This window comes from Legionella stuttgartensis (genome assembly GCF_977063405.2).
In genome coordinates this window covers 94,683-112,468 of sequence record NZ_CDRUHA020000108.1, presented here as the reverse complement: position 1 = coordinate 112,468, position 17,786 = coordinate 94,683, and the positions used below count along the sequence as shown (strand labels likewise).

The following is a 17,786-nucleotide window of genomic DNA, read 5'->3' as shown; positions in this document are numbered from 1 at the left end:
TTATAAAATTTCCAAATTTTCATGATTACTGCTACTCTTTATCATTCATAAATCAAAGCCAGTTTCAGTGAGGAGTAAGGGCGTGAATTTAGAAGATTTTGCACTCTTTGGTAACAGAACTCATTGATTTTTTGGAGTATCTTTTCTTTTATCAAAACATTATTGCAAGGCTGCGCCCCAATTTAAAAATAAGGAGGATCGATGAAGCAGAAGTCGAATTTACATGGTCGAGACGTGTATATAGTTGATGGCAGTCGAACACCATTTCTCAAGGCCAAAGGGATAGGACCTTTTACTGGATCTGATTTGGCAGTAGCTGCAGGGACGACATTATTAAATCGACAACCTTTTGCTCCAACTGAATTGGATGAAGTGATTATTGGTTGTGCTATGCCTAGTCCAGATGAAGCAAATATTGCTCGAGTGATTTCCTTGCGCTTAGGATGCGGTGATAAAGTGCCCGCGTTTACAGTAATGAGAAATTGTGCCTCTGGAATGCAAGCGCTGGATAATGCAGCAATCCAAATTGCGAGCGGGCGCAGTGACTTGGTGCTTGCGGGGGGGACCGATTCTATGAGTCATGCTCCTTTATTATTTAACCAAAAAATGGCCTCCTGGTTGGCTAGTTGGTATGGTTCTAAAAGTTTTAGTCAAAAATTAGGGTTAATTACTCAATTTAGACCTGCTTATCTTGCTCCTGTTATTGCTTTGCTACGTGGTCTTACTGATCCTATTGTTGGTATGAATATGGGGCAAACAGCGGAAAAAGTCGCTTACCGTTTTAACTTAACTCGTGAGCAAATGGATGAGTTTGCGAACCAAAGCCATTTAAAGTTGGCAAAAGCTTATAGCGAAAATAGAATGACTGAAGTATCACCGATTATTGATTATAAAGGACGTGTCTATCCACAAGATGACGGTCTACGTGCAGATTCAACAGTCGAAAAATTAGCTAAATTGAAGCCTTTTTTTGATAAAAAGTACGGTATGGTTACGGCTGGGAATAGCTCGCAAATAACGGATGGTGCGTGCTTGTTATTACTCGCTAGCGCAGATGCAGTGAAAAAATATGGTTTACAGGTAATAGGTAGAATAGTGGACTCGCAATGGTCGGCCCTGGATCCATCACAAATGGGACTAGGCCCTGTGCATGCGGTTACTCCTATTTTACAAAGACAGAAATTAAAAACTGATGATATCGATTGCTGGGAAATTAATGAAGCATTTGCTGCGCAGGTTTTGGGTTGTGTTGCTGCTTGGAATGATGAGAATTATTGCCGCACTCAATTAGGTTTGGAAAAAGCATTGGGTGGCCCTTCATTGGACAAGCTTAATCGTGATGGCGGAGCAATTGCAGCAGGACATCCTATAGGTGCAAGTGGAGCACGTATCGTATTACACGTTTTAAAATCATTGGAACAAAGAAATGAGTCGCGAGGTATGGCTTCTATCTGTATTGGTGGGGGACAGGGCGGGGCTATGTATCTTGAACGAGTGACTGAGGTGAAAGGACATGAATAATTACAAACATTGGGACTTGAAACAAGATAGCGACAATATTCTGTGGTTAGGACTGGATAGAATAGATACGTCTGTAAATAGCATTAATGAAGAAGTATTAGACGAACTCAACAGTCTTCTGCATGAAATATCACAAGATAAAAATGCTATAGGGTTAATTGTTTATTCAGCTAAAGAAAAAGGGTTCATAGCGGGTGCTGATGTGAATGCCTTTTCAAAATTTGAAACTCCAGCTCAAGCGGTAGATTTTTTACGAAAAGGACAAGCAGTGTTTGCTCGATTACAGGCGCTAACAATTCCTAGCGTGGCTATGATCGATGGTTTCTGCATGGGAGGTGGTTACGAGTTGGCTTTAGCCTGTACTTATCGTGTTGCTAGTGACGAAAAAGATACTCGTATCGGTTTGCCTGAAGTAATGTTAGGTATACATCCAGGTTGGGGAGGCTCTGTACGATTACCTCAATTGATTGGTGGTTTTAATGCTTTATCACAAATCATTTTGACTGGAAGCGCAGTGCATGCTGTAAAAGCCAAAAGCTTAGGCATGGTTGATGATGTAGTTCCCGTACGTCAGCTAAAACGAGCTGCTGTTTATTTTATAAAAAACAAGCCGCCAAAGCATAGACCTTCATTCATACAAGGATTAACAAACAGTGCATGGATGAGAAAACCTATAGCAGCTTTAATGCGTCGTAACGTTGCGAAAAGAGTACGAAAGGAACATTACCCTGCGCCTTATGCCATTATTGATTTGTGGGAAAATGAAGGGGGTATGGGCGATAGGGCTTACTTGAAGGAAATAGACTCAGTAGAACATTTAGTATCTACTGGAATTACTTCAAAAAATTTGATCCGCGCGTTTTCTTTGCGTGAGCGTTTAAAAGGTTTTGCAAAAGGTAGTGACTTTAAAGCAACTCATGTACACGTCATAGGCGCAGGGGTGATGGGCGGCGATATTGCGGCTTGGTGTGCTCTACGTGGTCTGCGAGTAACTTTGCAAGATCAATCTTATGCGCAAATTGCACCTGCAATTGGCCGTGCTCATACTTTGTATAAGAAAAAATTACGTAAGCCACGACTCATACAAGCTGCGATGGATAATTTAATTCCTGATCCTGAGGGGCATGGTATTGTTCGCGCCGATGTAATTATTGAGGCTGTTTTCGAAAATCTTGCAGTAAAGCAAGAAATTATGAAAAAAGTTGAAAAGCTTGCTAAAAAGGACGCCATCATTGCGACGAATACATCCAGTATTCCACTGGATGAAATGAGTAGTGTGATGAGTAATCCGAATCGTTTGGTTGGTATCCATTTCTTTAATCCAGTTGCTAAGATGGATTTGGTTGAAGTTGTTAGTAGTGTAAAAACCTCCAAAACGGTTGAGCTTGATTCATGTGCTTTTGTCAATCAAATTGGCAAACTGCCTTTACCTGTTAAATCCAGCCCTGGATTCTTAGTCAATCGAGTGTTAATGCCCTATCTTATGGAGTGTGTCCAATTGCTGGATGAAGGATATAGTGCTGAAACGATTGATGAAGCTGCATTATCATTTGGTATGTTTATGGGACCTGTGGAGCTTGCAGATACAGTAGGATTAGATGTTGGTCTTGCTGTTGCTGAAAATTTAACAGCTCATTTTGGTGGAACTGTTCCTCAAAAATTACGTGATATGGTTAAAGACGGTAAACTGGGTCGTAAAACAGGTCAAGGATTTTATCAGTACAAAAATGGTAAGCCGGTTAAAAAACAACCCAGTACACCAATTAACCCTCATATTGCCGATCGGTTAATTTTGAGAATGGTAAATGAGTCGGCTGCCTGTTTGCGCGAGGGAGTTGTTGCGGATGCTGATTTGCTTGATGCAGGAATGATTTTTGCTACAGGCTTTGCCCCATTCCGTGGTGGCCCAATGAACTATGCAAAAGATTTTGGAACAAATAATCTGGAAAATTTGTTTAAGACCCTAGAATCCAAGTATGGTGAGCGATTTAAGGTAGATGAAAGTTTGTAATTTTGATTCTACGAGACATTTACGACAACGTCATCCTGAGAAGTTTACTATGAAGGATCTCCTGATTTTATACCCATCTTATGGAGAGCCTTCACTGCACTCGGGATGACGAATCCTCAAAACTAGGTTAGGATATCAGTACCAGATCGCATTTATGGTTAATTCATTACAAATGATCTTATTCAACCAAAGATTATTTTTTTTGATGTTTCAATTTTTTTGCGCATTTATATCTCATGCGACCACTTTGGTTTTACCAACAACAGGTAATGTGGTTGGTGAGATGCAATATGCTTTAGCTGAGGCAAATGAAACAATAGATGAGATAGGACGACGTTTTGATGTGGGATATGATGAGCTTGTTAGAGCAAACCCTCAAATCGATGCCAGACAATCTTTAATTGCAAATTCTCGGCTTGTTATTCCTGCACAGTATATTTTGCCTAATGTTCCTCGAAAGGGAATTGTAATCAATTTAGCGGAATATCGACTGTATTACTTTCCTGAAAATGAGAATGTGGTAATTACTTTCCCCGTTGGTATTGGCCGCAAAGGATGGAGTACTCCTTTGGGGGAAACCAAAATTGTAGCCAAAGTTGCAAATCCTAAGTGGCGACCAACAGAACGACTGCGTGACGAAGCAGAGAAAAATGGTGATTTTCTTCCTGATGAGTTTCCTTCTGGACCATATAATCCATTAGGTCAACACGCTTTGCGCTTAGGGTGGCCAACATTTCTTATACATGGTACGAATAGACTTAATGGAATTGGCTCGCGTGTCAGTGCGGGATGTCTTCGTATGTTTCCTGATGATATCGAATATTTATTTCGAATGGTTCCAATAGGAACACCAGTAAGAGTAATTAATGAGCCAGTAAAAATTGGTAAACAGGATGGCGCATGGGTGATTCAAATCCATCCTCTTTTAAGTGAACAACATGGTAAGCCCCTGCAATCAGTAGTACAAGAGCAATTAAAAGATCATAATATTTTCAATTTAAGTCGCAATAAAGTAATTCAAAATGAGCTTTATCATCCAACAGGTATCGTACGTAAAATATAAGTTATCGATATAATCTAAGTAACTTGAGTACAAACCTCTAAGATGCCTAGGTTTCTCTGTAAATGCTACAGTATTTCAAAAGATAGTAGCTTAAAAGCAGGACAATAAAGCCACCTATAATATCGATTAAATAATGCCATCCTAATAAAACACAAGATGCAATAAGAAATAGATTAATTATAAATAGTAGAAAACAAGGAATGGGCCATTCTCTAAGAAGATTCACACATAATAACGCCCAAATTGCATGAAAAGAGGGAAGTGCTATTAATCCTCCTTCATTTGTAGTGGGGTTTATATAATGATGAATTTGTCTGAACTTAAGGCCGGTGTCAATTTGCTCCGGTGAGAAAAAAGGACTATTGATTATACTCGCAGGAGCAGTAGTAGGAAAAAAATAATAAAATCCAAAGCCAATCAAGACCGTACTTAACAAATAAAAATAATACTCTCTTATTAAATGAAAGCGACAGGTGACAATGATCAGCAAAGGCAAAATACTCATTTGATAGATGAGACTATCATAAATTACACCGAGTAAATATTTAAACTGAGGATGATTGTGTGTCCAGGCTAATATCGCTTCCATATCGATATTCATATGTTCTTCGAGTGTGTTAATGAAGGGATCAATAATTGGGAAAGGGGTTAATTGTACTGCATTTGTTGCGATAGCAATAAAACACATCACGGAAAAAAAATAGATAAGCTCTCGTCCGACTTGCCGGATTTTATTGTCCTTGGGAAAACTGAGGATGAGCCCAAGATTTAGAAGAGTTAAAAAGAGCGCCAGAAATGGGATACCATCAGGAAAAAAATTATTACCAGGATATTTATAAAAAAAATGATTTATTGTAAAAACAATAGAGGATAATATCAGGACTAAACCAGATAGGATAATAAGTGAACGTGATGACACTTGTCTCATTTTAGATTAACTATTCAACTGTTTCTAAAAGTTGTTTTTGTTTAATGGCCTGAAAAATCTCTTCTCTATGCACATTAACAGATCTGGGAGCATCAACACCAAATTTTATATTTCCATGTTCTTGTGTTTTAAAAGCTAAAATTTTAATAGCAGTATCACCAATATGAATCATTAAAGGTTCTTCAAATTGAAGAGAAATTATATCCATTAAAAACCTCTGTACTTTCAAATAAGTTGATTATAAATCAATGACATTTACTTTTAATGCACGGTAACCTAATTCATAGATATTTGTCACTAAAATTCAATAGAAAATCAATAAAAAAAAATTTAATAGAGTTTTTCATTTGTCTTACACCCTAATTAAATTATTTTTAATTGATTGAGAATTGTATGATGCGACTAAAATGGTTATAATTAGCAGCTTTTTTTAAACCTTGCCTTACTGTTGTTTCGAATAACAGGAGGCTTTTATCCATAAGGAGAAATCATGAGACATTATGAAATTATGTTTCTTGTGCACCCGGATCAAAGCGAACAAGTACCAGCAATGGTAGAGCGCTATGAAGGGATCATAAGCAAGCACAATGGGGTCATCCATCGTAAAGAAGACTTGGGTCGTCGCCAGTTAGCTTATCCAATTTGTGATGTACATAAAGCGCATTACATTCTTTTAAACATTGAGTGTAGCCTTGAAGCTCTGGAAGAAATTAAAAATGCATTCAAATTTAATGATGCAATTATTAGAAACTTAATCACTCGTCAAAAACAAGCGATCACTACTGAATCTGTTTTGATGAAGAAAGAAAAAGAAACCAGATCAGCTTAAGAGGAGTTTTAATTATGTCAGCTTATTTTCGTAGAAAAAAAATGTGCCGTTTCAGCGCAGAAGGCGGCAATGAAATTGATTATAAAGACATCAATTTGTTGAAAAATTACATATCTGAAACTGGTAAAATTGTACCAAGTCGTATTACTGGTACTCAAACCCGTTTTCAAAGACAATTAGCTAGAGCAATTATGCAAGCCAGATTTCTTGGTCTGTTGCCATATTGTGATAGCCACAGATAAATAATAATGATGCGCGCAGGCAATTTTATAATAAAGCAATGTAAGTTAATGCTTGAAAGTAAACAGCAAGCAATTGTTTTTGCTGCAATTTTTTCGGTATTGCCTTTTGCATCTTGGCTTTCCGTCGCTTTAGTATGTTTAGTGACATTAAGAAAAGGTGCGCGATCTGGTTTTGATGTGTTATTGCCTGCACTTGTTATTCATTCTGTTCCATTGATGATGTTAATACCGTTGTCCGGAGCACTAATTAATACTCTTATTGCTTATCTTCCGTGTTATTTTGCAGCATTGAGCTTGCGAAACACTGAAAAATGGCAGGTGGCTGCAGGGGTATTTTTTACACTGTCATTTTTGGGTTGCTTACTCATTCAACTTTTAGCACCTGGTTTTATTGTCGAACAATTTAAGCTATTTAAAATGATTTTGACACAATACCAGGAACTAGTTGACTCCACTCTTAATGGCATAAACTCAGTAATTTTAGCGCAATTATTCTTCGGAATTCAGATATTAAGTGTGATTGTTTCTGCAACGATTTCCTTGATGTTTGCGCGAGCTATGCAAGCAAAATTATTTTTACCTGGTGGTTTCAGGAATGAGTTGATGGTATTTCGTAGTGGTAAACTTTCATTTTTAGTCTTCATGGGCGTTTCGTTGGCAACTTTTTATGAAATTCCTTTGGCTTTGAATGTGCTTCCCATTGTGCTTTGTTATTTCTTGGCTTCTGGATTTGGATTGGTTTATTTTATCTTTTCTCAAAAGAGACAAGTGAAGGTATTCATTTTATTAATGTTATTAATATTATTGAAGCCAACTTTTGTATTATGTACCTACATCATCCTTGGTTTGTTAGATAGTTTAGTTAATTTTAGATCGTATTTCCCTTCAAGGGTTGGCGAGTCAATTTAAGGGGTTATTAAGATGGAAGTTATCTTATTAGAAAAAGTGAGAAATTTAGGTAACCTGGGTGATAAAGTAAATGTAAAATCAGGTTATGGCCGTAATTTCTTAATACCACAAAATAAAGCGGTTTTTGCTACACCAAAAAATATTGAGCTATTTGAACAGCGTCGTGTTGAGCTTGAGAAAAAAGCGCAACAATCTTTGGCTGTTGCTGAGCAGCGTGCTGCTAAGTTGAATGATACTACAATCGTTATTAACGCTATGGCGAGTGACGAAGGAAAGCTATACGGTTCCGTTGGTGTTAATGAAGTTAAAGATGCTTTAGTAGAGAAAGGTATCGAAGCAGTTAAGCGTGAAATTGTAATGCCAGAGGGACCTTTGCATTCAATTGGTAATTTCGTTGTTGAAATACATGTTCACAGCGATGTTATTGCTAAATTGCACGTTGAGATTGTTCCTGCTAAGTAAGTTTCTTCTAACCTGGGTCAAACGCATTGCGTAACCCAGGTTTTCCTAAAATTATTCTTCAATCTCTTGTTTTATACTAAAAGTATTCGGTAGAGGGCAAGCAGTGCAATTATTGTATTTAAAACTGCCCAAATATAAGAGGGATATAATCCTTTATACCCACTATAGTAAGCATAAATGGCAATAAATGTACTTCCTGAAAAAAATATCCATTTATCATTGTAGGCAAACCCCATTGAAAGCAAAGCTATGCCAAAAACTCCAAGTATTAAAAATACACTATTTTCCTTGCCAAACATCAAATAAAACGTGAGAAGCTGACAGCACATTAATATAGGTAAGAAAAACTGAGTATAAGGCCCACTACCTAATAAAATTGCTGCGTGCCCAGCAATAAGTATTAATTGTAGGGCTATGAAAAAAAGCAATCTAAAATAAATGGCGGTAATAAGTAAAGCTACACCGCCAATGAAATAATAAAGTTGAGAATGAAGTTGAGGTGTAGTAGTTCCAAAAAACTTCAAAAGGCCACTTAATATAATAACTGAGCCTATGCATCCCAAAAAAATAAATATTTTTTTAGTCACGTATCACCATTTTAAGTAAATCCCTTTGGCCACTGATTCTTGAATAATTGCACCTTGGGATTTGTTAAATGAAATCCAATAATTTCCCATGTTGCTCAGAGCAAACTTAACTCTTGGGTATTGGCATACTTCTAATACATTACGACAGTCCACAAGAGTAGTAGTTTCATCAACACGTTTATAACATTTAAAATTTAAGTTTCTGACATCAGAAGCAAATGCGCCCCAGCTCATTGGATCCAATGTGGCATGTAAAGGGGGGCTCATAAATGCTTCCTCCGTATTTACACGTTCCATTTCAATTTTAGAATCAGAATGATTTTGTATTAAATAGTAAGACTGGTTTCCAGTCTCATTTAAAATCAAATAATTTTGACTATAACCGAAACCTGTAACTTCACATCCTCTTGGGAATGTACTTGGAACTTGAGCTTGTGCTGCGCTAATTAGTACAGCAGATAAAATAATCGATTTATTCATTTGGTGATACACAGACATAAATACCTCAGTAAGTAAACTTTGTGGGTTATTTTAATCATAAAAAATACAAAGTCTATCCCGAATAAAAGAATCTATTCTTTTTGTGCCGCTATTTTTGCCTTAATCATAGGATAGTAAGTTCTGTAAAAACTTAAAAATATATACATTCCAACATAAGCTAAGGAAAGTGTTAGACAAATCACGTTTGTATTAGGATAACTAATGAGCAAACAAATCGAACTAATAGCATAAGTAATAGAGCAAACATGCATCAGTATTTTTAATACTCTAGATTCTGTTAAATAGTCCAGTCTTGAAGGGTATACGTATTTTACAGGTACAAAAATAAGGATGGAAAGTATTGTCAATATAATTGCATTAGTCGTGGCAGACGTATTAAAAATGAACATGTATAAAATAGTAACATTCCAATAACAAGGAAATCCCTTAAAAAAATGATCTGGGGTTTTGGCATCAGACTGGCAAAATTGATAAGCAGAAGTAATTGATACCGCTGCGATCAGGACTACTGAATAAGTAGGCGGAAGCATACCGGGCTTAACGAGCAAGAAAAAGCAAGGAGTAATAACGTAATTTAAGTAATCAACAATATTATCAAGTAATGCACCATCAATTTTGGGTAAAATTTCCTTAATGTTGACTAAACGAGCCAGACTTCCATCAACTGCATCAATAACAACCGTAATAAGCATAAGCCATAAAGCAAAAATATATTCATGCTGGTACATCTTTACTAATGAAAAGACACCAATACAGGCTGCACTTGCAGTAAAGAGATGCACTGACCAAGCCGCTACGTACTGTAAGGGATGGAATTGCTGTTTGCTTAAGTTCATTAATTATCCTAGTGTTAATAGAAACCATTGCTTAAAAGTCGCACTTAATTATGGATTTCTGAAATATTTATTAATTGTACTAACATATTGGTTTAAACTACTGTTGCTTTTTTCTGAAAAGCTAAAAATATAAAAATAGTATCAATAATCAAAAGTAGTACGCAAGGAGAGTTGATAACTTTAATTAAATATACTTTATTCTGTATGGAGACATCATGAAAATTCAAACTGTAAATCCCGCAACAGAAGAGGTACTTCAAAGCTATGATTGCTTGAGTGAGCAGGAAGTTAATGAAAGACTTAATAAAGCGCATGAAGCATATCTGGAGTGGAAAAAAACCTCTTTTAGCAAAAGAAAAGCTTTAATGTTGCGACTTGCCCAATTGTTAAAATCAAAAACGGAAGAGTTAGCTCATTTAATGTCAGTTGAAATGGGTAAGCCGATCGCTGCTGGTATTGCTGAAATTAATAAGTGTGCCTGGTTATGTGAGCATTATGCAGAACATGCAGAAGCATATCTCGCTGAAAAAGTGGTGCAAACGGATATGAAAAAATCCAAAGTATGTCATTTACCGCTTGGGATCGTTTTCGCCATAATGCCATGGAACTTCCCATTTTGGCAGGTTTTTCGCTTTGCTGTTCCTACTCTTATGGCTGGTAATGTTGCGGTTTTGAAACATGCACCTATATCTTCTGGAACCGGTAATAAAATTGAAGAGTTATTCCTGGATGCGGGATTCCCTAAATATGTGTTCCAGCATTTAATTGTTGATAATGACGGTGCTGCTAAAATTATAGAGCATCCTTCAGTTATCGCAGTCACGCTGACTGGAAGTGGGCGTGCAGGAAGTGCAGTTGCAAGTCATGCTGGAAAATTTTTAAAGAAAGCGGTGTTAGAGCTTGGTGGAAGCGACCCTTATATTGTTCTAGAGGATGCCGATCTGGATCTGGCTGCACGTTGTATTGTTAATTCAAGACTTAATAATTCAGGTCAAGTTTGTATTGCTGCTAAGCGTATCATTGTTTTAAAATCTGTTGAAGAGGCCCTGGTCCAGAAGATAATTGAGCAAGTTTCCACCTTTAAAATGGGGGATCCACTTAATTCGGAAACCAAGCTTGGCCCATTAGCACGTTCAGACTTGCGTGAGAGCTTGCATATTCAAGTAGAAAAATCACTAAAACAAGGTGCTAAATTATTGCTAGGTGGTATAATTCCCGAAGGAAAAGGTTTTTATTATCCACCAACTTTGTTGACTCATGTGACACCTGGCATGCCAGCTTTTGATGAAGAGTTATTTGGACCTGTTATTGCTATTATTACTGTCAATAGTGAAAAAGAGGCCATTGCTTATGCCAATCAAAGTCAATATGGTTTAGGTGCCGCGGTGTTTACTCGCGATTTGGAAAGGGGGGAGCGCATAGCTACTGAGGAAATAGAAGCTGGTGCTTGTTTTGTTAATGCTTTTGTGGCTTCTGACCCCAGATTACCATTTGGTGGAATAAAAGAATCAGGTTTTGGCCGTGAGTTATCAAGGGAAGGTATATTAGAGTTTGTTAATACAAAAACCATAGCCATTAGTGATTCATAACATTAAAGTTTGCAGCCATTTACTTAAAGCGCAAATGGCTACAATATGATTTTTTGGCCACTCTCATTGAACTGGTTTATTTATTGGTTCAGTGTGAGTGGCTGGTTATTTTTATTTAAACAATAATTCTCGCTGTAGGGCTGAGGCAAAAATCGACGAGGTAAAACAACAATGTCTTATAAATTTGAAGAGGGTAAAGATGTATTAATTGAAGCCATTGTAGATAAAATTAGAAGCTCTATGGTAGGTGATCAAACTGAGTTTTGCGCCGAATTTGCCAAACAGTTGTATGGTACTGTAGCAATGGAGGACCTGAGTTCATGGAGTATTGATGATCTTTATGGCGCTGTAGTAAATTTTTGGTCTTTAATTAGTGAGCGAGCCCCTCATGAGACGAAAATTAGAATCTATAATCCTGACTATGAACGTCACGGATGGCAAACTACCCATACTGTAGTTGAGGTTATTTGTGATGATATGCCATTTTTGGTTGACTCAATCCGTTTGGTAATTCACCGAATGGGCTTGTCTTCTCATCTAACTATTCATATGGGCGGTATTCGTGTTAAAAGAGATAAAAAAAATCGTGTCTGTGAAATCTTACCTCGTACTCAAATTTTAGATGAGAAAGGTGTTATCCATGAAGCACCAATATTTCTCGAAATAGATCGACAAACTGATCCCAAGGTGCTTGAAGAGCTGCACAGGGGATGCGAGCGCGCGCTTGAAGACAACCGAGTCGTTTTTGAAGATTGGGAAAAAATGCGTGCCGAAGTTCGAGAAGCAATTTCAGAGATTGATAAAGTATCTTCTGTGCTTGATTTGGATGAGGTGGAAGAAACCAAAGCATTTTTACATTGGATAGAAGATCACCATTTTACCTTTTTAGGAATGAGAGATTACGAATTAGCAGAAAAAGGGAAAGAAACAATTTTACAAGCTGTTCCGAATACTGGATTAGGACTTTTGCGTGAAAGTGTTACTAAATCAATGACACGTAGTATTTCTGCAATGACTCCTGAAGCCCGTGAATTTACCTTATCTCCACGCATATTAGTTACTTCAAAAACAAATACATTAGCAAGTGTTCACCGTGATGCATACACTGACTATATAGGAATTAAACGGTTCAATGCCCAAGGACAAGTGATTGGGGAAAGAAGAATTATCGGGCTTTATACTTCTGCTGCTTATCATACCAACCCCAAACAAATTCCATTCTTGAGACGTAAGGTGGCGCTCATTATGGAAAATTCCAAATTAAACCCACGCAGTCACGCGGGTAAGATCTTATTGAATATTCTTGAAACATTACCACGGGATGATTTAATTCAGGGTACAGAAGAAGAGCTTCTGGAAATTGCAATGGGTATTTTTTACATGCAAGACAGAAAGCGCATTCGATTATTCGCGCGAGTTGACGTTTATCGTCGTTTTGTTTCTTGCCTAGTATATGTGCCTAAAGATAGGATTAATACCGAATTAAGAATGGCGATGAAGAAAATTCTTGATGATAGTTTTAACTCCGTTGAGACTACATATTCAACTCAATTTACCGAGTCTGTTTTAGCACGCGTGCATTTTATTATTAAAATTAATCCGAATATCCCACTTGAATATGATTTAAAAGATATTGAAAGAAAACTAATCGAAGCAGGGCGCTCTTGGACAGACGATTTACAAACTCATTTATATGAGGCATATGGAGAGGAACAAGCAAATAGTCTTTATGCACGTTATAAAAATGCATTTCCTCTTGCTTATAGTGATACGTTTCCTGCGAGAACGGCTGTCTATGATATTAAACACATTGAGCTACTCACATCTGAAAAACCCTTAGGCATCAATTTTTACAAACCATTAGATGAATCAGAAAATAGTTTTAGGTTAAAAGTATATCAGCACGATAGTACAATCCCTTTATCTGATGTTTTACCGATATTAGAAAAACTTGGTTTACGTGCAATAAGCGAACGCCCATATTCATTAAAATTTGAGGATGGCAAAGTAGCCTGGATTAATGATTTTGCCATGCAATATAATAAACCGATCGAGTTTGATCTGGATGAGATAAAGGAATTATTCCAGAATGCTTTTGCTAAAGTCTGGTTTGGTCAAGCTGATAATGATGGTTTTAATCAATTAGTTTTGGCAGCAGGTCTAAATTGGCGTGAAGTAGCAGTGTTACGTACCTATGCTAAATATTTCAAGCAAATTGGTATTACATTTAGTCAAGACTATATGGAAATGGCATTAAATAATAATGTCGCAATTGCTAAAAAGTTAGTGAAATTATTTGAAATTCGCTGTAATCCTGCTGAGGATCCAAATAGAGAAGATCGTTTTGCTGATTTGTCTATTGAAATATTAAATGATCTCGATACTGTATCGAATCTGGATGAAGATAAAATAATTAGACAGTATATTCATGCGATTAGTGCAACATTGCGTACTAATTTTTATCAATTAAATCAAGACGGACATCATAAACCTTATATTTCGCTAAAACTAAATAGTAAGATCATCCCTGGGGTACCTAAACCACATCCTATGTTTGAAATCTTTGTTTATTCTCCACGCTTTGAGGGGGTTCACTTGCGAGGTGGCAAAGTTGCTCGCGGAGGTTTACGTTGGTCTGATCGAAGAGAAGATTTCCGTACAGAAATACTTGGTTTGATGAAAGCGCAGCAAGTAAAAAATTCAGTAATTGTACCTAGTGGCGCAAAAGGCGGTTTCGTACCAAAGTTTTTACCTGTAAATGGCACTCGTGAAGAAATAATGGCTGAAGGGATAGGCTGTTATCAATTATTCATTCGTGGTCTTCTTGATATTACTGATAATTATGTTGAAGGGAAGGTAGTTAAACCGGAAAATGTCGTCTGCTTTGATGAGGATGATCCTTACCTCGTTGTAGCTGCAGATAAAGGTACTGCAACGTTCTCTGACCTTGCCAATGCCATTTCATTAGAGTATGGATTTTGGTTGGGTGATGCCTTTGCATCAGGTGGCTCAATAGGTTATGACCATAAGAAAATGGGTATTACTGCCAAAGGTGCGTGGGAATCAGTAAAACGTCATTTCTATGAATTGAATATAGATATTGAAAATAACGACTTTACAGTTGTCGGTATTGGCGATATGGCGGGAGATGTTTTTGGCAATGGTATGTTGTTGTCCAAACATATAAAGTTAGTGGGTGCCTTCAATCACATACATATTTTTGTGGATCCTGATCCTGACGCAGAAGTGAGTTTCAAAGAGCGTGAGCGTTTATTCCATTTACCTCGCTCAAATTGGACAGATTATGATAAAAAGCTTATTTCCAAAGGAGGCGGTGTATTCAATCGTAATGCCAAATCCATACCTGTTAGTAAAGAAATGCAGGCTGTTTTCGGAATTAAGCAGACTGAAATTGAACCAAATGAACTAATTAAAGCGATTTTGAAAGCCAAGGTTGATTTACTTTGGAGCGCTGGAATTGGTACTTATGTTAAGGCAAGTACTGAGTCTAACTCTAATGTTGGTGATCGAACCAATGATACGACTAGGATTAATGCCAAACAATTACGTTGTAAAGTTGTGGGTGAGGGTGGCAACTTAGGATTAACCCAATTGGCCCGTGTTGAATATTCGCTAAATGGCGGAATGGTATATACCGATTTCATTGATAATTCTGGTGGTGTCAATTGTTCTGACAAGGAAGTAAACATTAAGATTCTGCTGAACAGTATTGTTGCCGTCGGTGATTTAACTCCAAAACAACGTAATGAGTTGTTAATTGAAATGACTGATGAAGTAAGTAAATTGGTACTTCGTGACAACTTCTTGCAAACACGAGCCATTAGTTTATCTGCATCGCAACCTCTTCAGGCGTTGGATCTGCAAAGTCGTTACATCAGTGAACTAGAGCGAACCGGAAAAATCGATCGTAATCTAGAATACTTACCCGACGAAAAGATCATTATGGAACGTAAATTAATGGGCAAAGGTCTGATGCGCCCTAGTATTGCCGTATTAATGTGTTACAGCAAAACGATTCTTAAGGAACAAATTCTGGCTTCAGGTGTTCCTGAAGAAGGGTATATGACGCAATTTTTAAGTAGTTCATTTCCCAAGCCTTTGCAAGAGCGGTTTAGCAAGCAAATGCAATCTCATCCATTGAGAAGAGAGATTATAGCTACAAAGTTGAGCAATATTATTGTAAATGAAATGGGCTTTACTTACATGTATAGATTGCAAGATGAAACTGGTGCTCCTGTTTCTGCAATCGTAAGAGCTTATGTCATTACTCGCGCTGTGCTTAATCTCGAATCTGTTTGGAAGCAAATAGAGGAGTTGGGCACGCAGATCAGTGCTAAAAAGCAAATAGAAATGATGATGCTTTATGCTCGCTTGGCTCGTCGTATTACCCGTTGGTTCTTGCGTAGTCAGCGTAGATCTGTTGATATTTCTGATGTTGTGAAACTCTACGCACAAGGGGTTGTTGAATTGAAGATGTCCATACCAGCAATCTTAAGTGAAGATCGACGAGTAAAATTCGATGAGGATTATCAATCGCTTATTGATGAAGGTATTCCACCAGCTCTAGCACATGATTTGACTGTTGCTCGTGGTTTATTTGCTGCAACAGATATTATAGATATCGCTGATAAAAGAGATATGAAGGTAGCTCAGGTTGCTGAAATCTATTTAGGAGTCGGTGAGTTCTTGGATCTTGCTTGGATAAGAAAACAGATTATTATGCACCCAAGTGAGAATCATTGGGAATCCTTGTCCAGAGAAGCATTAAGAGATGATTTGGATTGGCAACAACGTCAACTCACTGCTGGATTGATTAACTATGATGGTGGGAACCCGGATTTGCAGGCTCGTCTTGCTTCATGGGGAGAGTCGCATCGTGCATTGATTCAACGTTGGCGCTTTATTTTAGCCGATCTGAAAGCAAGCTCAGTTCTAAACTATACGATGTTCTTTGTTGCAATTAGAGAGTTACTCGATCTTACTCAAACTACTTTGCAATCCTACGAATTAATTGAGCAAGAGGCATAATATTAGTTAATGTCTGGGGGATGGCGGAAGTCAGAACCCAGCGGGCTGTATCGGTCTATCTAAGTTTTTTGTAATATTGAAGTGGAACACCCCAACTCCAGTGCAACAAGAGAGCTCCCTTGTTGCGCTCGAGATTACAAAGCCTAAACACTCAGGCTACATTAATGGATTGGATAATTCTATTGAGGCCTCTGCCAACTCTATAGGTTGATCATGTCCATCAAGAAATACAGTTTGTCCGGTTCCTTTCAATATACTGACTGCAATTAAGTAATGCCCATACCCCAGAATAGAAAAGTCAACTAACTCACCCAGTTCACTTCCCCCAGGCTGCTCAAATAATTTTTGTCCAGAATAGATCTTATGCTCAGTTTTAATTTGATAAACGCTCATTTGATGTTTTAAAGTAGCTTTGTAATGCATACGCGCAATAATTTCTTGGCCTTTATAGCAACCTTTGTTGAAATTAATATATGGAGTTTTTTGTAAATCGAGCCTATGTGGTAAAAACAAACCGCGAGATTCGGGATAAATATCTATTTGTTGTTGAAATAGCCTTAAAGTATGCCAGGTTAGTGAACCAAGAAATTGTTCTTTTCTTATAAAACGTTCTTGAATCTCCTGTGTATGCTCATTTTGTACTAGAAAAATATAGAATCCATTACCTAAATGATAGAAGCAGGAGTGAGCGGTGTATGATTGTGCATAAAGTGCGTTAGGAAAAAAATCCGTATCGGGAAGGATATCTTCCTGATTTTGTAGATAAAATCCAAAAATTTTAAATTGGATGGTTGACTTAAGGCTGACACGAGATAAAAGCGCATATTTACTCAATGAATGAATTGTTGATTCTTGTAAATCTTTGGGGAGTACTAACTTAACTCCGTGCCAGTTAATAATATCCATTAAAGCGAGAATCCGTCCTTTAAGATTGCACTGGGCTCCTTGAATCATTTGTATATCAGATATGGAGCCTAAGTCGCAGGTTAATTGGCCTTGAAGAAAGTCAATGGCTTTATTTCCCTCAACATCAATAGTAGATAGATAAGATAAATCAAATAAATAATTTTTTTGAGGCAAGAGCTTTAACTCATTTTCCAACGCGTTAAAGGTAGTTAAGGCTCTGTTATTAATTAAATGGGTAAAAGTCGTGCTCATCATTCTAACCTAAATAAGACAGTTACTTTTCTATTATTGGTAACTGTTGAAGTAAAGTTTGCAGAGTTTATCGGATTAAACTCATCATAAAATGGTTTCTA

The 17,786-nt window shown here is 37.3% G+C and carries 15 protein-coding genes; 9 read left to right on the top strand and 6 right to left on the bottom strand.

The features are described from left to right. Positions 1-201: 201 nt before the first annotated feature. The 3 genes from ACWTEW_RS34120 to ACWTEW_RS34110 all read left to right on the top strand — a co-directional run bounded on the left by ACWTEW_RS34120 (position 202) and on the right by ACWTEW_RS34110 (position 4,595). Positions 202-1,521 carry an acetyl-CoA C-acetyltransferase gene (locus ACWTEW_RS34120; RefSeq protein ID WP_454782427.1) on the top strand — a complete coding sequence of 440 codons (1,320 nt, stop codon included), beginning with the start codon at positions 202-204 and terminating at the stop codon, positions 1,519-1,521. After that, on the top strand, positions 1,514-3,532 hold the full coding sequence (locus ACWTEW_RS34115; protein WP_454782426.1) for a 3-hydroxyacyl-CoA dehydrogenase NAD-binding domain-containing protein: 2,019 nt from the start codon (positions 1,514-1,516) through the stop codon (positions 3,530-3,532). The genes ACWTEW_RS34120 and ACWTEW_RS34115 overlap by 8 nt, the downstream gene beginning before the upstream one ends. Positions 3,533-3,737: 205 nt before the next feature. After that, positions 3,738-4,595 (top strand): L,D-transpeptidase family protein, encoded by an 858-nt coding sequence (locus ACWTEW_RS34110; RefSeq protein ID WP_454782425.1) that lies wholly within the window; start codon positions 3,738-3,740, stop codon positions 4,593-4,595. Positions 4,596-4,641: 46 nt separating this feature from the next. Here ACWTEW_RS34110 and ACWTEW_RS34105 read toward each other — a convergent pair whose 3' ends face one another. Together ACWTEW_RS34105 and ACWTEW_RS34100 are read right to left on the bottom strand one after the other, a co-directional pair. Further along, positions 4,642-5,523, bottom strand: a complete 882-nt coding sequence (locus ACWTEW_RS34105; protein ID WP_454782424.1) for a phosphatase PAP2 family protein — start codon at positions 5,521-5,523, stop codon at positions 4,642-4,644. Positions 5,524-5,533: 10 nt separating this feature from the next. Beyond that, positions 5,534-5,731: a carbon storage regulator gene (locus tag ACWTEW_RS34100; RefSeq protein ID WP_454782423.1), complete on the bottom strand. Its 198-nt coding sequence runs from the start codon at positions 5,729-5,731 to the stop codon at positions 5,534-5,536. 282 nt (positions 5,732-6,013) lie between these two features. Here ACWTEW_RS34100 and rpsF point away from each other — a divergent pair, with 282 nt between their 5' ends. From rpsF to rplI, 4 genes are read left to right on the top strand one after another with little or no spacing between them, the layout of a single operon-like run. After that, on the top strand, positions 6,014-6,352 hold the full coding sequence (rpsF, locus tag ACWTEW_RS34095) for a 30S ribosomal protein S6 (protein WP_454782422.1): 339 nt from the start codon (positions 6,014-6,016) through the stop codon (positions 6,350-6,352). A 14-nt stretch (positions 6,353-6,366) separates the two neighbouring features. Further along, positions 6,367-6,594 carry a 30S ribosomal protein S18 gene (gene rpsR, locus ACWTEW_RS34090; protein WP_058469456.1) on the top strand — a complete coding sequence of 76 codons (228 nt, stop codon included), beginning with the start codon at positions 6,367-6,369 and terminating at the stop codon, positions 6,592-6,594. A 6-nt stretch (positions 6,595-6,600) separates the two neighbouring features. Then, positions 6,601-7,503 (top strand): hypothetical protein, encoded by a 903-nt coding sequence (locus tag ACWTEW_RS34085; RefSeq protein ID WP_454782421.1) that lies wholly within the window; start codon positions 6,601-6,603, stop codon positions 7,501-7,503. 12 nt (positions 7,504-7,515) lie between these two features. Then, positions 7,516-7,965 (top strand): 50S ribosomal protein L9, encoded by a 450-nt coding sequence (rplI, locus tag ACWTEW_RS34080; RefSeq protein ID WP_454782420.1) that lies wholly within the window; start codon positions 7,516-7,518, stop codon positions 7,963-7,965. 71 nt (positions 7,966-8,036) lie between these two features. Here the strand turns inward: rplI and ACWTEW_RS34075 are convergent, their stop codons facing one another. The 3 genes from ACWTEW_RS34075 to pcsA form a co-directional block, all read right to left on the bottom strand. Then, positions 8,037-8,552, bottom strand: coding sequence for a hypothetical protein (locus ACWTEW_RS34075; RefSeq protein ID WP_454782419.1), 516 nt, complete (start codon positions 8,550-8,552; stop codon positions 8,037-8,039). Between the two features lie 3 nt (positions 8,553-8,555). Beyond that, on the bottom strand, positions 8,556-9,050 hold the full coding sequence (locus ACWTEW_RS34070) for an enhanced entry protein EnhB (protein WP_454782418.1): 495 nt from the start codon (positions 9,048-9,050) through the stop codon (positions 8,556-8,558). Between the two features lie 74 nt (positions 9,051-9,124). Next, complete coding sequence (gene pcsA / locus ACWTEW_RS34065) at positions 9,125-9,889, bottom strand: phosphatidylcholine synthase (RefSeq protein ID WP_454782417.1); 765 nt, start codon at positions 9,887-9,889, stop codon at positions 9,125-9,127. A 215-nt stretch (positions 9,890-10,104) separates the two neighbouring features. Between pcsA and ACWTEW_RS34060 the strand changes: the two genes are divergently transcribed. Together ACWTEW_RS34060 and ACWTEW_RS34055 are read left to right on the top strand one after the other, a co-directional pair. Next, positions 10,105-11,478 carry an NAD-dependent succinate-semialdehyde dehydrogenase gene (locus ACWTEW_RS34060; RefSeq protein WP_454782416.1) on the top strand — a complete coding sequence of 458 codons (1,374 nt, stop codon included), beginning with the start codon at positions 10,105-10,107 and terminating at the stop codon, positions 11,476-11,478. Positions 11,479-11,649: 171 nt separating this feature from the next. Further along, positions 11,650-16,527 (top strand): NAD-glutamate dehydrogenase, encoded by a 4,878-nt coding sequence (locus ACWTEW_RS34055; RefSeq protein WP_454782415.1) that lies wholly within the window; start codon positions 11,650-11,652, stop codon positions 16,525-16,527. Positions 16,528-16,683: 156 nt separating this feature from the next. On the opposite strand, the gene ygfZ is transcribed toward ACWTEW_RS34055, so the two are convergent. Beyond that, positions 16,684-17,685, bottom strand: coding sequence for a CAF17-like 4Fe-4S cluster assembly/insertion protein YgfZ (gene ygfZ, locus ACWTEW_RS34050; RefSeq protein ID WP_454782585.1), 1,002 nt, complete (start codon positions 17,683-17,685; stop codon positions 16,684-16,686). Positions 17,686-17,786: the final 101 nt, after the last annotated feature.